Source organism: Pseudomonas sp. TH31 (genome assembly GCF_016650815.1).
Lineage (GTDB): Bacteria > Pseudomonadota > Gammaproteobacteria > Pseudomonadales > Pseudomonadaceae > Aquipseudomonas.
The window spans coordinates 161,463-179,502 of sequence record NZ_JAEKEZ010000005.1 but is presented as its reverse complement, the minus strand read 5'-3'; the positions used below and the strand labels follow the sequence as shown (position 1 = coordinate 179,502).

The window sequence follows — 18,040 nt, the reverse complement described above, 5'->3', positions numbered from 1 at the left end:
GATAAGCTGGCCGGATGCCCCAAACTTGTCTGCATTGACCCTGGCAGCCTCAGGACGGTCGAAAGAACCGCTGACTGCTGCCGATAAACTTCTGATGCGCGGCCCGGTCACACGAGTACCCTGCCTCACAAATACTGTTCCTTTTTGACGGCGTCTGTTTCTGCCATGCTGCGTTGCCGCTCCTCGCCATAGCGGGCTATGACTCGTCGCGGCGACTTGCCTGGCAGCAACAGCCACTCGTCAAAAAGGAACGTATTCTTGAGGCAGGGCACTAGAGATCGGTCAACCCAGCGGCGGGTAATACGTGCATGCTGGCGTTAGCGGCGCGATTTTGATAACGGATGGTGATCCTTAGATGGACTTCAAAGACTATTACAAGATTCTCGGTGTGGAGCCGACCGCAGACGATAAGGCGATCAAGGCCGCCTATCGCAAGCTGGCACGCAAATACCACCCCGACGTCAGCAAGGAAAAAGACGCCGAGGAAAAGTTCAAGGACGCCTCGGAAGCCTATGAAGCGCTGAAAAGTGCCGACAAGCGCGCCGAATACGACGACTTGCGCAAATACGGCCAGCACGGCCAGCCGTTCCAGGGCCCTCCAGGCTGGCAGGGTCGTGGCGGCGGTGGTTTCGGTGGTGGTCAGGACTCGGGCGACTTTTCGGACTTCTTCAGTTCGATTTTCGGCAACCGTGGTCCGGGTTTTGATGGTGGACAGTCGGGCCGCAGCGCTGGACGTCGAGGGCAAGACGTGGAAATGGAACTTGGGATTTTTCTGGAAGAAACCCTCTCGAACGAATCGAAGAAGGTCACCTTCCAGGTGCCGCAGTACAACCCGGCCGGCCAGCATGTCAGCAATACCAGCAAAAGCCTGAACGTGAAGATCCCGGCCGGTGTGGCCGACGGCGAGCGTATTCGCCTCAAGGGCCAAGGGGCTCCGGGGATCGGTGGCGGTGCCAATGGCGACCTGTTCCTGATCATCCGCTTCGCCCCGCATCCTAAATTCGATGTTGAAGGCGAGAACCTGATCATCACCTTGCCGCTGGCGCCGTGGGAATTGGCGCTGGGCGCCGAAGTGGCCGTGCCGACCCTGAGCGGCAAGATCAATCTCAAGGTCCCGGCCGGCAGCCAGAACGGCCAACGCATGCGCGCCAAGGGCCACGGTCTGCTGAACAAGAAGGGCGAGCGTGGCTTCCTGTTCGTGCAACTCAAGGCTGTCATGCCGAAAACCTCGGACGATGAGGTCAAGGCGTTGTGGCAGGAGCTGGCGAAGAAAGCCGCTTTCGACCCAAGAGAAAACTTTTGATCCGCTAGAACCCTGGAGCTACTGACTATGAGCAGTCCCCTGATCGTTCAACTGGACATGGCAGAATTCTGTGAGGCGACCGACCTGTCGGACGTCTACGTGATCGAAATTGTCGAACACGGCATCCTCGAACCTCAGGGCGCACTGCCCAAGGACTGGCGTTTCAACGATTACGAACTGGTGCTGGCCAAGCGCGCCGCCAAACTGCGGCGCGACCTGGAGCTGGAATGGGAAGGTGTCGCCCTGGCGCTGGACTTGCTTGAAGAAGTCCAGCAACTGCGGGCCGAGAACCGCATGCTCAAGCAGCGGTTGGGGCGATTGGTCGTCGAATAACGCGGCGCTACCTGCTCCCTGTAGGAGCTGCCGAAGGCTGCGATCTTTTGATCTTGATTTTCATTGGCCTGCCGGGCGCCAAAGATCAAAGACAGGATCAAAAGATCGCAGCCTTAGGCAGCTCCTACAGAGTCAGTGCGAGCTTTCAAGCCTTACGCGGCAACACCACGGTAAACAGCGTCCCACCGGCTTCATTGGAACTGACCTCAATCGTCCCTTGATGTGCAGTCACCACTTCCTTGACGATAAACAGCCCCAGGCCAAGGCTGGTCGACGGCTGTCCGAGTGCTTCGTCGGCGCTGCGCACCAGCGGATCGAATGGGGCGGTTGGTCGTCGAATAACGCGGCGCTACCCGCTCCCTGTAGGAGCTGCCGAAGGCTGCGATCTTTTGATCTTGATTCTCATTGGCCTGCCGGGCGTCAAAGATCAAAGACAGGATCAAAATATCGCAGCCTTCGGCAGCTCCTACAGAGTCAGTGCGAGCTTTCAAGCCTTACGCGGCAACACCACGGTAAACAGCGTCCCACCGGCTTCATTGGAACTGACCTCAATCGTCCCTTGATGTGCAGTCACCACTTCCTTGACGATAAACAGCCCCAGGCCAAGGCTGGTCGACGGCTGCCCGAGTTCTTCGTCGACGCTGCGCACCAGCGGGTCGAATGGGGCGATTGGTCGTCGAATAACGCGGCGCTACCTGCTCCCTGTAGGAGCTGCCGAAGGCTGCGATCTTTTGATCTTGATTCTCATTGGCCTGCCGGGCGTCAAAGATCAAAGACAGGATCAAAATATCGCAGCCTTCGGCAGCTCCTACAGAGTCAGTGCGAGCTTTCAAGCCTTACGCGGCAACACCACGGTAAACAGCGTCCCACCGGCTTCATTGGAACTGACCTCAATCGTCCCTTGATGTGCAGTCACCACTTCCTTGACGATAAACAGCCCCAGGCCAAGGCTGGTCGACGGCTGTCCGAGTGCTTCGTCGGCGCTGCGCACCAGCGGGTCGAATGGGGCGATTGGTCGTCGAATAACGCGGCGCTACCTGCTCCCTGTAGGAGCTGCCGAAGGCTGCGATCTTTTGATCTTGATTTTCATTGGCCTGCCGGGCGCCAAAGATCAAAGACAGGATCAAAAGATCGCAGCCTTCGGCAGCTCCTACAGAGTCAGTGCGAGCTTTCAAGCCTTTCTGGGCAACACCACGGTAAACAGCGTCCCATCGGCTTCATTGGAGCTGACCTCAATCGTCCCCTGATGCGCAGTCACCACTTCCTTGACGATAAACAGCCCCAGGCCAAGGCTGGTCGACGGCTGTCCGAGTGCTTTGTCGGCGCTGCGCACCAGCGGGTCGAAGATCGTGCCGATCGCTTCTTCGGGAATCGGTACACCATCGTTATGCACTGTCAGGCGCACCACGTCAGGTTCACCGCTGAGGGTGATCGTGACGTCTCGTTTGTTCGAGCCATGCTGCAACGCGTTGCCGATCAGGTTCTGCAACAGCTGATTAAGCCGCCCGGCGTCCCAGAAACCTCGGGTGTCTCCCGTGACCTCAAGCGTTGGATCGCACTCCGGGTTGCCGGCGCAGGCTTCGGCGATCGCCTCACGCGCCGCATCGGCGAGGTCCATGGGCACTGGCTCGACCGGCAGGCGCTTGCCCAGCCGGCTGCGCACCAATTCCAGTAAATCGCTGACCATCACCGCCATGTGCCGCGTGCCGCGCTTGATGTGCTGCGCGCAGGTCAGGGCGTCGCCTTCGAGGCTGGTTCTGCGTAGCAGCAACTCGGTGGACATGCTCACCGCCTGCAACGGCGCGCGCAAGTCGTGGCCGAGGATGGCCAGGAAGATGTCCCGCGAGTGGTTGACCTGCTCGGCATAGGCGGCGGTCGACTCGGCCAGGGCTTCGTCGATGGCTTCATTGAAGCGAATCATATCCTGGAAGTAATCCAGCTCAGGCGTATGCAGGCTGTTGACCCACAGGCGGATGACGCAGGCGCGCAGGTGGCGGAATTCGGAGGTCATCTGCACCAGATCAAAACCGACGGTGTGCCGCAATTCTCCATGGCTGGCGGCGGCCTGGTCCAGACTCGGGGTTTTTCCGGCCCGTTACCTTTGGCCTTGGCGGCTTGTTCCCGGGCGGTCTGTACGGTGTTCATGTCCCGTGCGGCGGCCAGGACAATGGAGCGGGCGTGATCGCGCAAGATGGGGCGATCCAGGTTGTCGTCGGGGGTGATTGTGCGGGCGAATTGCTCCCATTCATCAACGATCCGTTCTACCTCAACCACGATGAATTCGCTTAAACGCATGAACGATACCCGGGCAAATGGCGGGTAGGACAGCCGCATCTTAGCGCCTTCGCGGTCGGGTAAACACCGATGAATGAGGCGCGGGGAGGTCGGGTGGTATTTATATATATGCGGTATTTCAGTTAAAGGTCGAGCTGGATGTTCGCGTGGCCGAACGGCGATCTGTTACGCGGCAGCGGTTCTCGAAAGCTTGCGGCGCGGCTCGACGAGATGGACCCGTTATTGAAGACGTTGACCCAAGACGCCGTGGCCTGGGCAAAACCGGATATGGATGAAACGCTGTTTGCGGGTCGAATAAATAAGAACATGCGTTGATTGATCAGCCCCGGGTGCGCAGTTTCTGGCTGCGTCCGGGGCTTTTTTGGGCGCTTGTTAAAACAGGAAGTAACGTTGGGCCATCGGCAGGGTTTCTGCCGGCTCACACCACAACAACACGCCGTCGGCCTTGACCTGATAGGTCTGTGGGTCGACGTCGATGTTCGGCAGGTAATCGTTGTGAATCAGGTCGGTTTTCTGCACTTGGCGGCAACCTTTGACCACGGCGATTTTTTCTTCAAGCCCAGCGCTTCGGGCAACCCGGCGTCCTGCGCTGCCTGGCTGATAAAGGTCAGGCTGGTGGCATGCAGCGAGCCACCATAACTGGCGAACATCGGGCGGTAGTGCACCGGTTGTGGTGTCGGGATCGAGGCGTTGGCGTCGCCCATCAGGCTGGCCGCAATCGCGCCACCCTTGAGGATCAGCGTTGGCTTGACGCCGAAGAACGCCGGGCGCCAGAGCACCAGGTCGGCCCATTTGCCGATTTCGATCGAGCCCACTTCATGGCTGATGCCGTGGGTGATCGCCGGGTTGATGGTGTACTTGGCGATGTAGCGTTTGGCGCGGAAGTTGTCGTTGCCTTCGCCGTCGCCCGGTAGCGCACCGCGTTGTTTTTTCATCTTGTCGGCGGTTTGCCAGGTACGGGTGATGACTTCACCGACGCGGCCCATGGCCTGACTGTCGGAGCTGATCATCGAGAACGCACCGAGGTCGTGGAGGATGTCTTCGGCAGCAATCGTTTCGCGGCGGATGCGGCTTTCGGCGAACGCCACGTCTTCGGCAATGCTCGGGTCCAGGTGATGGCAGACCATCAGCATGTCCAGGTGTTCGTCGATGGTGTTGCGGGTGAATGGCCGGGTCGGGTTGGTCGAACTCGGCAGCACGTTGGCAAACCCGCAGGCCTTGATGATGTCCGGCGCATGACCGCCGCCCGCACCTTCGGTGTGGTAGGTGTGGATGGTGCGGCCCTTGAACGCGGCGAGGGTGGTTTCGACGAAGCCGGATTCGTTGAGGGTGTCGGTGTGGATCGCTACCTGCACATCGTACTGATCGGCGACGCTCAGGCAGTTGTCGATGCTCGCCGGGGTGGTGCCCCAGTCTTCGTGCAACTTGAGGCCGATAGCGCCGGCCTTGACCTGCTCGATCAACGGCTCCGGCAGGCTGGCGTTGCCCTTGCCGGTGAGGCCGATGTTCATCGGGAACGCATCCGCCGCTTGAAGCATCCGCGCCAGGTGCCATGGCCCGGAGGTGCAGGTCGTCGCATTGGTGCCAGTAGCCGGGCCGGTGCCGCCGCCGATCATGGTGGTGACGCCGCTCATCAGCGCCTCTTCGATCTGCTGCGGGCAGATGAAGTGAATGTGGGTGTCGATGCCGCCGGCGGTGAGGATCATGCCTTCTCCGGCGATGACTTCGGTGCTGGCGCCGATGGCCATGGTGACGTTCGGCTGCACATCCGGGTTGCCGGCCTTGCCGATGCCGGCGATGCGCCCGTCCTTGAGGCCGACGTCGGCTTTGACGATGCCCCAGTGGTCGATGATCAGAGCGTTGGTGATCACCGTGTCGACCACTTCAGCGGCGAGCAACTGGCTCTGGCCCTGGCCATCGCGGATGACTTTGCCGCCGCCGAATTTCACTTCTTCGCCGTAGGTGGTGAAGTCTTTTTCCACTTCGATCCACAGCTCGGTGTCGGCCAGGCGGACCTTGTCACCGACGGTGGGGCCGAACATGTCGGCGTAGGCTTGACGGGAAATCTTCATGTGTTTGCCTTGGGATTCAATTGGGGTTGAGACCGCTCGCGTCGCTCGCTATCGCAGCCTCGCTGCGCTCGACAGCTCCTACAGGGGGCGTACGAGCGCGAAATTTCGGCTGCCGTAGGGTGATCGCGCCGCAGATGTCCGGTGTACACACCACAAATTGCGGTGTGTGCGACCTCTGTAGGAGCTGTCGAGCGAAGCGAGGCTGCGATCTTTTGAACGCACCGCAGACATCAATCGAGGTCACCCATGATCCGCCCGGCAAACCCGAACACCCGGCGATGCCCGGCCAGGTCGACCAATTCAACCTCGCGGCTCTGCCCCGGTTCGAAGCGAACGGCGGTGCCGGCCGGGATGTTGAGGCGCATGCCGCGGCTGGCGGCGCGGTCGAAGCTCAGGGCGTCGTTGGTTTCAAAAAAATGGTAATGCGAGCCGACCTGGATTGGCCGGTCGCCGCTGTTGGCCACCTTCAGGCTGGTCGTGCGCCGGCCGACGTTGAGTTCGATGTCGCCGGGCTGGATCTGGTATTCACCGGGAATCATCCATTCACTCCTTGCAGAATCTTGTAGTAGAGGGCGGTTGGCCGGTAATTGCCGGCCGGGTCGCAAGCGTAGTCGGGGATTTGACCGGCGCGGGTGTAACCCAGCGCCTTGTAGAAGTCTTCGGCGGGGGAGCCAGCCTCGGTGTCGAGGTAGAGCATGCCGCGCTTGTGCTGGCGGGCGGCGAGTTCCAGGGCGCTCATCAATTGCTGGCCCAGGCCCCGACGACGGGCGTGTTCGCGCACCAGCAGCTTCTGCACTTCGGCGCGGTTCAGGCCATTGGCTTTCTGGCATAGGGTCAGTTGTACGCTGGCTTGAACCTGCTCGTCCTTGACCACTACCCACAGCAACACAGTGCCCTTGATCAGGTTGGCCTGGACGTCATCGAAATAAGCCCGGGCCTGGGTCGCGTCCAGGTCAGCCATGAAACCAACGCTGGCGCCATAGCCCACGGCGTCCAACAGCAAATCAATCAAACCCTGGCGATAGTGCGCAAAGCTTTCAACATTCACGCGGCGCAGTTGGGCGGCGTTCATCGGGTGTTACTCCTTGTTGGCGTTCGGCGGCTCCGCGCCTGGGTTGAGGGTCAGTTGCATGAAGGTCAGGTCCAGCCAGCGCCCGAACTTGGTGCCCACTTGGGGCATCTGCCCGGTGATCGCAAAACCGGCGCGCTCATGCAGACGAATAGACGCGGCGTTACCTCTTTCGATGGCGGCGACCATGATGTGTTTGTCGCAGCCTTTGGCGCGCTCGATCAGCACGCTCATCAATTGCGGGCCGAGGCCGTTGCCGCGCTGGTCGCTGCGCACGTACACCGAGTGCTCGACGGTGTGGCGAAACCCGTCGAACGGCCGCCAGTCCCCGAATGAAGCGTAGCCCAGCACTGCGTTGTCGCCGTCGACAATCACCAGGATCGGATAGCCTTGGGACTGCCGGGCGCTGAACCACGCCTGGCGATTGCCCAGGTCCACCGCTTGTTCGTTCCAGATCGCCGTGGTGTTAAGTACCGCATCGTTGTAGATGTCGCGGATCGCCGGCAGGTCTGCGTGCAGCGCATCGCGAATGAGATAAGTCATGACCCGGCCTCAGACGATGGGTTGGTGAACGGTGACCAGTTTGGTGCCGTCGGGGAATGTCGCCTCGACCTGGATCTCCGGGATCATTTCCGGGATGCCTTCCATCACTTGTTCGCGGCTGAGCAGGGTGGTGCCGAAGTGCATCAGTTCCGCCACGGTACGACCGTCACGGGCGCCTTCAAGCAGCGCCGCGGAGATGTAGGCCATGGCTTCCGGGTAATTGAGTTTCACGCCGCGAGCCAAACGCCGCTCGGCGACGAGGCCGGCGGTGAAGATCAACAGCTTGTCTTTTTCGCGTGGGGTCAGGTCCATCGTTGGAATCCATTGTTGGCAGAATAAAAATTTTGCGTCTTAAACCCGTAGGAGCTGCCGAAGGCTGCGATCTTTTGATCTTGATCTTGATCTTCGGCGGCTCCGAAAAAGGCCAGGATCAAAAGATCGCAGCCTCGTTTCACTCGACAGCTCCTACCAGCCCCTACCAGCCCCTACCAGCTCCTACCAGCTCCTACAGGGGGATTGGTGTTCAGGTGCTCCATATTCTTGGGGGCACGGCTTGGCGGCCTAGCAGCGCCGGGCGGAGCAATCGCCATAATTCGATCAGCCAACCCCGTGCCAACAACGCCTCACTGGCCAGGCACCGCGCCACCAACAACCCCGGCAACTGGGTCAAATCCCCGCGCACGTCATTGGGCAGCGAGCGACAGGTTTCCAGCAGTGCACTGTCGATCTCCCCGGTCACCAACAACGTCGCAAACACCGGTTGTCCGTCCAGCCCGATCGGCGAGTCGAGCAATCCATCACCGCCGACAATGCGCTGACGTTCGTGCCAGAGCAACTGGCCGTCGCGGCGAATATCCAGCTGTGCCTGAAAATGCCCAAGGTCAAAACGCTCGCCACTGGCCGGGCGACCCAGCGCCACCACGTCCCAGTAAAACAACCGCGCATCGCCTTCAAGGTCAATCGAGGTGCTGAGTTCAGCCTGGGCCGCGCTGAAAATGATCGTCTCCTGGGGCAGCCATTCCAGTGTTGCACCCGCCGCCACTTTCAACTCCAGCTGCTGATAAGCGGGGCCGGCGGCGCGATACCACTTGGCCGCTCCGGGCTGGTGATTTGCGCCCAGGCGTCAGTGCCGACGCTGGCCGAAATGTCCAGCCGATCCCCCCGGCAATCCCGCCCGGCGGGTGAACGATGATGTGCTGGCACACCTCGGGCCCTTCGGCGTACAGGTGCTTTTGCACCCGCAGCGGGCCTTTGTGCCGGCGTTGGACCGGGCGCGTGCTGTCGCCGAAACGGGCGTAGCCCAGCTCCAGCTCGGCGTGCCAGCTCGGGGTAAACAGGACAGTAGGGGCAGGTAAATTCATAATTTCTAATGATCGTTAGGACGCTACAGACTAGATCGTAACCAGACCGCGCACACCCTCGGCTTCCATATTTTCTCCGCGACCCTGTTGCACGATCTCGCCCAGGACATCACCAGGTATTGATCGGCCAGTTCGGCGGCGAAATCGTAGAACTGCTCCACCAGCAAAATCGCCATGTCGCCCCGGGCCGCGAGCTTCTTGATGACCGCGCCGATCTCCTTGATCACCGAGGGCTGGATACCTTCGGTAGGTTCGTCGAGGATCAACAAGCGCGGACGGCTGGCCAAGGCCCGGCCGATTGCCAGTTGCTGCTGTTGGCCACCGGACAAGTCACCGCCGCGCCGTTGCTTCATTTGCAGCAGCACCGGAAACAACTCATAGATGAACGCCGGGACTTCTTTCGCCTCGCTGCCGGGAAACCGCGACAGGCCCATCAACAGGTTTTCTTCCACGGTCAGCCGGCCGAAAATCTCCCGACCCTGAGGCACGTAGGCGATCCCGGCGTGCACCCGTTGATGCGGTTTGAACGTGGTGATCGGCTTACCTTCCCAATTCACCGCGCCTTCCCTGGACGGCAACAGCCCCATCAGGCATTTGAGCAGCGTGGTCTTGCCTACGCCGTTACGCCCGAGCAGGCAAGTGACTTCGCCGACCTTCACCTCAAACGAAAGGCCGCGCAGGATGTGGCTACCGCCGTAGTACTGGTGCAGCTTGTCGACTTGCAGCATGTTCAAACTCCATCTGTTCCACACAATCCGGCTCGTAATCGGCTCTTGTAGGAGCTGGTAGGGGCTGGTAGGGGCTGGTAGGGGCTGGTAGGGGCTGGTAGGAGCTGTCGAGTGAAACGAGGCTGCGATCTTTTGATCTTGATCTTGATCTTGATCTTTTCTGGCATCGCTGAAGATCAAAAGATCGCAGCCTCGTTTCACTCGACAGCTCCTACGGCTCCTACGGCTCCTACGGCTCCTACAGAATGCGAGCTACCGGCCTAAATACACTTCGATCACCCGTTCGTTTTCCTGTACCTGCTCCAGCGACCCTTCCGCCAGCACACTGCCCTGATGCAACACGGTGACGTGGTCGGCAATCGAGCCGACGAAGCCCATGTCGTGCTCCACCACCATCAGCGAATGCTTGCCGGCCAGGCGCTTGAACAGCTCAGCGGTGAATTCGGTTTCGGCGTCGGTCATGCCCGCCACCGGTTCATCGAGCAGCAGCAATTGTGGGTCTTGCATCAGCAACATGCCGATTTCCAGAAACTGCTTCTGCCCATGGGACAACAACCCCGCCGGGCGATTGACCGAGGCCGTCAGGCGGATGGTTTCCAGGACTTCGGCGATGCGATCTTTCTGTTCACCACTCAGGCGAGCCCGCAAGCTGGCCCAAACCGACTTATCGGTTTTCTGCGCAAGCTCCAGGTTTTCGAACACGCTCAAGGCTTCGAACACCGTCGGCTTCTGAAACTTGCGGCCGATGCCGGCCTGGGCGATCTGCACTTCGCTCATCAGCGTCAAATCCATGGTTTCACCAAACCACGCCTTGCCGTGACTCGGCCGAGTCTTGCCGGTGATCACGTCCATCAGTGTGGTCTTGCCCGCGCCGTTGGGGCCGATGATGCAGCGCAATTCGCCGACGCCGATGTACAGGTTCAGAGCGTTCAACGCCTTGAAGCCGTCAAAACTGACGCTGATGTCTTCCAGGGTCAGGATCGTACCGTGGCGCGTATCCAGACCGGGGCCGACCCGTTGGCCGAGGCCGATGGCGTCGCGGCTGCTGCCGGCGTCCTTGTTCGGTTCCACAGGGAAAAAGGCCGGTTCGAGCATGAATTGCGCCGTGGCAGTGACTCTCATTGTCCACTCCTTTTTTTCAGCAGGCCGATCACGCCTTCAGGCAGATACAAGGTCACGACGATGAACAGCGCACCCAGGAAGAACAGCCAGTATTCCGGGAACGCCACGGTGAACCAGCTCTTCATGCCGTTGACCACGCCGGCACCGAGCAATGGACCGATCAATGTGCCGCGACCGCCCAACGCCACCCACACCGCCGCTTCAATCGAGTTGGTCGGCGACATTTCGCTCGGGTTGATGATCCCGACTTGCGGCACGTACAACGCACCGGCCAAGCCGCACAACACCGCGCTCAACACCCAGACAAACAACTTGAAACCGCGTGGGTCGTAACCGCAGAACATCAGCCGGTTTTCCGCATCGCGCAACGCGGTCAGGACCCGACCGAACTTGCTCTGCGCCAGGCGCCAGCCGATAAACAGACTCGCCACCAGCAACACCACCGTGGCGAAGAACAACACCGCGCGAGTGCCCGGCTCAGTAATGCCAAACCCGAGAATGGTGCGGAAGTTGGTAAAGCCGTTGTTGCCGCCAAACCCGGTTTCGTTACGGAAAAACAGCAGCATCCCGGCGAACGTCAGGGCCTGGGTCATGATCGAGAAATACACGCCTTTGATCCGCGAACGGAAGGCGAAGAAGCCGAACACCAACGCCAGCAACCCCGGCGCCAGCACCACCAGGCACATGGCCCAGAGGAAGCTGCTGGTGCCGGTCCAGTACCACGGCAATTCGGTCCACGACAGAAACGTCATGAACGCCGGCAAGGCATCGCCCGAGGCCTGGCGCATCAGGTACATGCCCATGGCGTAACCGCCGAGGGCGAAGAACAGGCCGTGACCCAGTGACAACAGCCCGGCGTAACCCCAGACCAGATCGAGGGCGAGGGCGACGATGGCGTAACAAAGAATCTTGCCCACCAGCGTCAGCGTGTAGGCCGAGACGTGAAAAACACTGACCGGCGATAACAGCGACAGCAGCGGCAACGCCAACAGCAAAACAAGGATCACCGCGCCGATGGCAAGGGTGACTTTGGGGCCGGCCTTTTGCGAGGCGGTGACCATAAGAGGCTGGTTCATCAGTCGATTACCCGTCCTTTCAGTGCGAAGAGGCCTTGCGGACGTTTCTGGATAAACAGAATGATCAGCGCGAGGATCAGGATCTTGCCGAGTACGGCACCGATTTGCGGCTCGAGGATTTTGTTGGCGATGCCGAGGCCGAACGCCGCCAGCACGCTACCGGCCAACTGGCCGACACCGCCGAGTACCACCACCAGGAACGAGTCGATGATGTAGCTCTGACCGAGGTCCGGGCCGACGTTGCCGATCTGGCTGAGCGCCACACCGCCGAGGCCGGCGATGCCCGAGCCGAGGCCGAAGGCGAGCATGTCCACGCGCCCGGTCGGTACGCCGCAGCACGCCGCCATGTTGCGGTTCTGGGTGACGGCGCGCACGTTCAGACCCAGGCGCGTCTTGTTCAGCAGCAGCCAGGTCAGTACCACCACGAACAGCGCGAAGGCGATGATCACGATGCGGTTGTACGGCAGCACAAGATTGGGCAGCACCTGAATCCCGCCCGAGAGCCAGGCCGGGTTGGCCACTTCAACGTTCTGCGCGCCGAACACCAATCGAACCAGCTGAATCAGCATGAGGCTGATGCCCCAGGTCGCGAGCAAGGTTTCCAGCGGGCGGCCGTAGAGGTGCCGAATCACCGTGCGCTCCAGCGCCATGCCGATGGCGGCAGTGACGAAAAACGCCACCGGCAATGCGATCAGCGGATAGAACTCGATGGCTTGCGGGGCGAAGCGCTGGAACATCAGTTGCACCCCATACGTCGAGTAGGCGCCAAGCATCAGCATCTCGCCGTGGGCCATGTTGATCACGCCCAGCAGGCCGAACGTGATCGCCAGTCCCAATGCCGCGAGCAGCAGGATCGAGCCGAGCGACATGCCGCTGAAGGCCTCGCCGAGAATCTCGCCGATCAGCAGTTTGTGTTTGACCTGGGCCAGACTGGTTTCGGCGGCGGTGCGCACGCCGGCATCGGCTTCGACACCGGGTTCGAGCAGACCTTCGAGGCGCGTACGCGCCAGCGGATCGCCGGTTTCACCGAGCAAGCGCACGGCGGCGAGGCGCACGGCCGGGTCGGTGTCCACCAATTGCAGGTTGGCTAGCGCGAGGCCCAGGGCGGCGTGAACGCTTTCATCTTTTTCGCCAGCCAATTGCTGGTCGAGGAATTTCAGCTGCGCCGGTTTTGCGCTTTTCTGCAATTGCTGCGCGGCGGCCAGACGGATGTTGGCGTCGGCGGCGAGCAACTGGTGGCTGGCCAGCGCGGTGTCGATCAGACCCCGCAGGCGGTTATTCAGGCGCAGGGTTTTCGGTTGGCCGTCGACAGTCAGTTCACCTTGTTGCAAGGCGTTGATCAGTTCGACACGGGCCGGCTCGGGCTGCGCGGCCCAGGTTTCCAGAAGTTTGGCTTGCTGCACGGGATTGGCGGCGACGAAGTCTTCGGCGTCACCGGCGTGGGTAGCCATCGGCAACAGCAGCGCGAGGGCGAGGATAAGTCGGTAAAGGGCAGTGGGCATGGACAGTCGCCTTGCGCGGATTTTGTGGGAGCGAGCCTGCTCGCGAATGCGCTGTATCAGGCACATAGATGTCGAATGTGCTGGAGTCTTCGCGAGCAGGCTCGCGCCCACAGGGAATTGCGTCAGGCCTGAGTTGGGGATTCAGGGCCTGACACCCAGTGGCTTAGTTGCTCTTCACCGCATAATCCGGCTTCTTGTCATTGCCATCGATAAACGGGCTCCACGGCTGGGCGCGGACCGGCCCTTCGGTCTGCCACACCACGTTGAACTGACCGTCGGCCTGAATTTCGCCGATCATCACCGGCTTGTGCAGGTGGTGGTTGGTCTTGTCCATGGTCAGCGTGTAACCGGACGGCGCGGCAAAGGTCTGGCCGGCCAGGGCTTCGCGGACTTTGTCGACATCGGTGGACTTGGCCTTCTCAGCCGCTTGCGCCCACATATGAATGCCGACGTAAGTGGCTTCCATCGGGTCGTTGGTCACCGCTTTGTCGGCGCCCGGCAGGTTGTGTTTCCTGGCGTAGGCTTTCCAGTCGGCGACGAACTTCTTGTTCACCGGGTTCTCGACCGATTCGAAGTAGTTCCACGCCGCGAGGTTGCCCACCAGCGGTTTGGTGTCGATGCCGCGCAGTTCTTCTTCACCCACCGAGAACGCCACGACCGGAACGTCGGTGGCTTTCAGGCCCTGGTTGGCCAGCTCTTTATAGAACGGCACGTTGGAATCGCCGTTGACGGTCGAGATGACGGCGGTCTTGCCGCCGGCCGAGAATTTTTTGATGTTGGCCACGATGGTCTGGTAATCGGCATGGCCGAACGGGGTGTAGACCTCTTCGATGTCCTTGTCCGCTACACCTTTGGAGTGCAGGAACGAGCGCAGGATTTTGTTGGTGGTGCGCGGGTAGACGTAGTCGGTGCCCAGCAGGAAGAAGCGCTTGGCGCTGCCACCTTCGTCGCTCATCAGGTATTCCACCGCCGGAATCGCTTGTTGGTTCGGCGCGGCGCCGGTGTAGAACACGTTCGGCGACATCTCTTCGCCTTCGTATTGCACCGGGTAGAACAGCAAGCCATTGAGCTCTTCGAACACCGGCAACACCGATTTACGCGACACCGAGGTCCAGCAACCGAACACCACGGCCACCTTGTCCTGGGTCAGCAACTGGCGGCCCTTTTCGGCGAACAGCGGCCAGTTGGAGGCCGGGTCGACCACCACCGGTTCCAGCATCTTGCCGTTGACGCCGCCCTTGGCGTTGATTTCGTCGATGGTCATCAACGCCATGTCTTTGAGGGATGTTTCGGAGATCGCCATGGTCCCGGACAGGGAGTGCAGGATGCCGACTTTAATGGTCTCTGCGGCCTGGACAGTCCAGGTCATGCCCATCGCGGCAATGGATGCCGTGAGTGTGAAAGCCTTGATCAAGCTGCGACGCTTCATTGTGCGATCTCCGAGAACATTTGATTTTTTTTGGTTGGCAGAGGCGGACTACTGACAGTGTCTTTAGCAAGGGCTGTGCCCGGTCGGGTTTTGATAAGGAAATGTCGTGTTAGAGCGGTTGTGCGGGGAGGGTAGCGCACCATAAGAGGACGGGGTCAGGACGGCGGTGCATCGGGATGCGCCACATCGGGGCGAAGGAATGCACAATCCTGTGGGCGCAAGCTCGCTCCCACAGTGGATTTGTGTTGTGCACGGAATCTGTGAACTACGAAGAACCCCGTAGGAGCTGCCGAGTGAAACGAGGCTGCGATCTTTTGACCTTGATTTTTTTAAGATCAAAAGATCGCAGCCTCGTTTCACTCGGCAGCTCCTACGGGGCATTGTGTGTTTGTGTGATCAGCGGCGGCGCATGAGGCCGATAAAGAACAGGCCGCCGATGGCTGCGGTGGCGACGCCAATCGGCAAGTCTTCGGGGGCGATCAGGGTGCGGGCGGCGACGTCGACCCAAACGAGGAAGAGGCTGCCGAGCAATACGCAAACGGGCAGCAATCGGCGATGTTCCGCGCCGACCAGACGCCGGGACATGTGCGGCACCATCAGCCCGACAAACCCGATAGAGCCACTGATCGAAACAAGCACGCCGGTCATCAGCGAGGCGATCAAAAACACCCGCAACCGCACCGTGCGGGCATTGAGCCCCAGCGTCACCGCAGTCTGCTCACCCGCCATCAACGCATTCAACGGCCGGGCCATCCCCAGCAGCAGCACCAACCCCAGCAACACACTCGCCGCCGGCACCGCCAGCAACTCCCAGCGCGCCAACCCAAGCCCGCCAAGCATCCAGAACATCACCGCCGAACTCGCGCGATGATCCCCCAGAAACAGCAGAAAATTGGCAATCGCCATCATCACGAACGACACCGCCACGCCGCACAGCAGCAACCGGTCACTGTCCAGCCGCCCATTGCGATTGGCGATCATCAGCACGATCAACATGCTCACCAACGCGCCGATAAACGCCGCAATCGGCAGGGTCAGCAACCCGACAATCTCCCCGACATGCAGCACCACAATCACCGCGCCCAACGTGGCGCCAGACGTCACCCCAAGCAAGTGTGGATCGGCCAGCGGGTTACGCGTCACCGCTTGCAACACCGCGCCGATCAACGCCAGCCCGGCACCCACCAAAGCCCCGAGCAACATGCGTGGCACGCGGATCAGCCAGACGATATGTTCCTGCCCGGCGGCCCAATCAGGCACGCCGAACCCGAAGAGCTTGTGCAGCAAAATCCGCCACACCACGTCCACCGGCACACGCGCCGGACCGAAGCCCAGCGACACCACACACGACACCAGCAACAGCGCGCCGAGGGCGGTCAGCAACAATGCATAGCGACGATCGATCATTCGCCGTGGAACCCTTTGGCCAGGGTTTCAACGGCCAACACATTGTCGATCCCCGGCGTAGCTTGCACGTACGGGATGACGATAAAGCGCTGGTTCTTGATCGCGTCCACCGATTGCAGGGCTTTGTTGCTCCGCAGCCATTGCTCTTTCTGCTCGGCGGTGACTTCGCCATAGTCGACGATCACGATGACCTGCGGATTGCGCTCGACCACGTTCTCCCAGTTAACCCGGGTCCAACTGGCCTCGACGTCATCGAGAATATTTTGCCCGCCCGCCGCATCGATCAGCGCTTGCGGCATGCCGAGACGCCCGGAAGTCATGGCCCGGTCTTCGCCGCTGTCGTAGAGGAACACGCGGGGTTTGTCGGCGGGCAGATCTTTGTGCACTTGCGCGACTTGCGCCTGCATCTCGGCGATCAAGCCATTGGCGCGGTCCTGCACGTCGAAGATTTTGCCGAGGTTGCGCAGGTCGTTGTAGGTATCGTCGAGGCTGGCCGCCGGGCGCTGCATGACGAAGGCGCAAGACTCGGTCAGCTCGTAGACATTGATGCCCAGCGGTTGCAGCGTCTGCGGCGTCAGGTCGCCGCCGACGCGCATGCCGTAATCCCAACCGGCGAAGAAGAAATCGACGTTGGCGTTGAGCAGGGTTTCCACCGACGGGTACTTGGCCGCCAACTCCGGCAGGCCGTCGAGGATGGCCTGCATCTGGGGCGTGACGGATTTCCAGCCGGTCACGCCGCTGTAACCGGCCATGGACGGTTTGAGGCCGAGGGCGAGCATCATTTGGGTCATGTTGATGTCGTGGCTGACCGCGTGTTTCGGCGCTTGCTTGAACGTCACTTCGCGGTTGCAACTCTGGACGGTCAGCGGGTATTTCGTCGCCTCGGCGCAGGCTTGGGCAGTGCCCAGCAACAGAGCGATGCACAGCAGGGAACGCACAGTCATGGTTGGGTGATCCAGGTGATTCGTGGGTAGCCGTGGAGGGGTGTTCATCGATCAGCGCTTCGACGCCGAAGACTTCGCGCAGCAGCGGCGCGGTCAGGACTTCTTCGGGTGTGCCGCTGGCGACGATGCGGCCGTGGTTGATTACATACAGCCGATCACAAAAAGCGGCGGCCAGGTTGAGGTCGTGGATGCTCGCCAGGGTGCCGATGTTCAGGCGTTTGACCCGTTGCAGCAGTTCGAGCTGATAGCGTGGATCGAGGTGGTTGGTCGGCTCATCGAGGATCAGCAATTGTGGTTGTTGCGCCAGGGCGCGGGCGAGGATGACGCGCTGCTTTTCACCACCGGAGAGGGTGGCGAAGGCGTGGTCTTCGAAGCCTTTCAGGCCGACTGATTCCAGGGCCTGAGTGGCGAGGTTTCGGTCCTCGAGGGTGTCGCCATCGAACAGCCTTTTGTGTGGCGTGCGACCCATGGCGATCACTTCTTCGACGGTGAGGCCGAAGGCGTCGGGGAATTCTTGCAGGACCACGGCAATGCGTTGCGCACACCAGCGCGAGGATTGCTTCCAGACGTTGTGGTGCTCGAGCCAGACCTCGCCGCTGTCGGGTTTGCTGAAGCGATAGGCGCACCGCAGCAGGCTGGTTTTGCCGCTGCCGTTGGGGCCGATCAACCCGACAAACTCACCGGCAGCCACGTGCAACGAGGCATCACGCAGCTGGAACTGGTGATAGCAGTGGCCGTGGCCCAGGGGTGTCCAGGCGAGGTGGGTGAGGTTGAGCGAGGTCATGCGGGGTCCGTTGGGTGGTGATTGTGATTGCTGTGTGTATCAGTTGGATCGACCCCCTCACCCTAACCCTCT

The 18,040-nt window shown here is 60.8% G+C and carries 13 protein-coding genes and 8 pseudogenes; 3 read left to right on the top strand and 18 right to left on the bottom strand.

Going from position 1 to position 18,040, the window contains the following annotated elements:
• Positions 1-355 precede the first annotated feature (355 nt).
• Positions 356-1,303 carry a DnaJ C-terminal domain-containing protein gene (locus JFV26_RS02505; RefSeq protein ID WP_201189432.1) on the top strand — a complete coding sequence of 316 codons (948 nt, stop codon included), beginning with the start codon at positions 356-358 and terminating at the stop codon, positions 1,301-1,303.
• Between the two features lie 27 nt (positions 1,304-1,330).
• Entirely contained in the window at positions 1,331-1,636 is a 306-nt protein-coding gene (locus tag JFV26_RS02500) for a chaperone modulator CbpM (protein WP_201189431.1), read from the top strand.
• Positions 1,637-1,781: 145 nt separating this feature from the next.
• Here the strand turns inward: JFV26_RS02500 and JFV26_RS02495 are convergent.
• The 4 pseudogenes from JFV26_RS02495 to JFV26_RS02480 all read right to left on the bottom strand — a co-directional run.
• A pseudogene (locus tag JFV26_RS02495) lies at positions 1,782-1,955 on the bottom strand (ATP-binding protein); the annotation flags it as partial.
• A 168-nt stretch (positions 1,956-2,123) separates the two neighbouring features.
• Positions 2,124-2,297: pseudogene (locus JFV26_RS02490) on the bottom strand (ATP-binding protein); the annotation flags it as partial.
• Between the two features lie 168 nt (positions 2,298-2,465).
• Positions 2,466-2,639: pseudogene (locus JFV26_RS02485) on the bottom strand (ATP-binding protein); the annotation flags it as partial.
• A gap of 168 nt (positions 2,640-2,807) precedes the next feature.
• Positions 2,808-3,931 (bottom strand): annotated as a pseudogene (locus tag JFV26_RS02480) (sensor histidine kinase).
• A 138-nt stretch (positions 3,932-4,069) separates the two neighbouring features.
• Between JFV26_RS02480 and JFV26_RS02475 the strand changes: the two are divergent.
• Positions 4,070-4,246: a hypothetical protein gene (locus JFV26_RS02475; protein ID WP_201189429.1), complete on the top strand. Its 177-nt coding sequence runs from the start codon at positions 4,070-4,072 to the stop codon at positions 4,244-4,246.
• 57 nt (positions 4,247-4,303) lie between these two features.
• Here JFV26_RS02475 and ureC read toward each other — a convergent pair.
• The 14 genes and pseudogenes from ureC to JFV26_RS02405 all read right to left on the bottom strand — a co-directional run bounded on the left by ureC (position 4,304) and on the right by JFV26_RS02405 (position 17,968).
• Positions 4,304-6,003, bottom strand: a pseudogene (gene ureC / locus JFV26_RS02470) (urease subunit alpha).
• A 230-nt stretch (positions 6,004-6,233) separates the two neighbouring features.
• Complete coding sequence (locus JFV26_RS02465) at positions 6,234-6,542, bottom strand: urease subunit beta (RefSeq protein WP_201189427.1); 309 nt, start codon at positions 6,540-6,542, stop codon at positions 6,234-6,236.
• Positions 6,539-7,075, bottom strand: coding sequence for a GNAT family N-acetyltransferase (locus tag JFV26_RS02460; protein ID WP_201189417.1), 537 nt, complete (start codon positions 7,073-7,075; stop codon positions 6,539-6,541). Before JFV26_RS02460 ends, JFV26_RS02465 begins: the two co-directional genes overlap by 4 nt.
• 6 nt (positions 7,076-7,081) lie before the next feature.
• Positions 7,082-7,615 carry a GNAT family N-acetyltransferase gene (locus JFV26_RS02455; protein WP_201189415.1) on the bottom strand — a complete coding sequence of 178 codons (534 nt, stop codon included), beginning with the start codon at positions 7,613-7,615 and terminating at the stop codon, positions 7,082-7,084.
• 9 nt (positions 7,616-7,624) lie between these two features.
• On the bottom strand, positions 7,625-7,927 hold the full coding sequence (gene ureA / locus JFV26_RS02450; protein WP_008085431.1) for an urease subunit gamma: 303 nt from the start codon (positions 7,925-7,927) through the stop codon (positions 7,625-7,627).
• A 211-nt stretch (positions 7,928-8,138) separates the two neighbouring features.
• Positions 8,139-8,976, bottom strand: a pseudogene (locus JFV26_RS02445) (urease accessory protein UreD).
• Positions 8,977-9,006: 30 nt separating this feature from the next.
• Positions 9,007-9,704: pseudogene (gene urtE / locus JFV26_RS02440) on the bottom strand (urea ABC transporter ATP-binding subunit UrtE).
• Positions 9,705-9,956: 252 nt separating this feature from the next.
• Positions 9,957-10,826, bottom strand: coding sequence for an urea ABC transporter ATP-binding protein UrtD (gene urtD / locus JFV26_RS02435; protein ID WP_201189413.1), 870 nt, complete (start codon positions 10,824-10,826; stop codon positions 9,957-9,959).
• The gene (gene urtC, locus JFV26_RS02430; protein ID WP_201189411.1) at positions 10,823-11,902 is read right to left on the bottom strand and encodes an urea ABC transporter permease subunit UrtC; all 1,080 of its coding nucleotides are present in this window, start codon (positions 11,900-11,902) and stop codon (positions 10,823-10,825) included. The genes urtD and urtC overlap by 4 nt, the downstream gene beginning before the upstream one ends.
• On the bottom strand, positions 11,902-13,404 hold the full coding sequence (gene urtB / locus JFV26_RS02425; protein ID WP_201189409.1) for an urea ABC transporter permease subunit UrtB: 1,503 nt from the start codon (positions 13,402-13,404) through the stop codon (positions 11,902-11,904). The genes urtC and urtB overlap by 1 nt, the downstream gene beginning before the upstream one ends.
• Before the next feature lie 163 nt (positions 13,405-13,567).
• Positions 13,568-14,833 carry an urea ABC transporter substrate-binding protein gene (urtA, locus tag JFV26_RS02420; protein WP_201189407.1) on the bottom strand — a complete coding sequence of 422 codons (1,266 nt, stop codon included), beginning with the start codon at positions 14,831-14,833 and terminating at the stop codon, positions 13,568-13,570.
• A 396-nt stretch (positions 14,834-15,229) separates the two neighbouring features.
• Positions 15,230-16,240 (bottom strand): FecCD family ABC transporter permease, encoded by a 1,011-nt coding sequence (locus JFV26_RS02415; RefSeq protein WP_201189405.1) that lies wholly within the window; start codon positions 16,238-16,240, stop codon positions 15,230-15,232.
• A complete protein-coding gene (locus JFV26_RS02410; RefSeq protein ID WP_201189403.1) occupies positions 16,237-17,184 on the bottom strand; it encodes an ABC transporter substrate-binding protein in 948 nt (315 codons plus the stop codon). The genes JFV26_RS02415 and JFV26_RS02410 overlap by 4 nt, the downstream gene beginning before the upstream one ends.
• Positions 17,181-17,968: pseudogene (locus tag JFV26_RS02405) on the bottom strand (ABC transporter ATP-binding protein). Before JFV26_RS02405 ends, JFV26_RS02410 begins: the two are co-directional and overlap by 4 nt.
• Positions 17,969-18,040 lie beyond the last annotated feature (72 nt).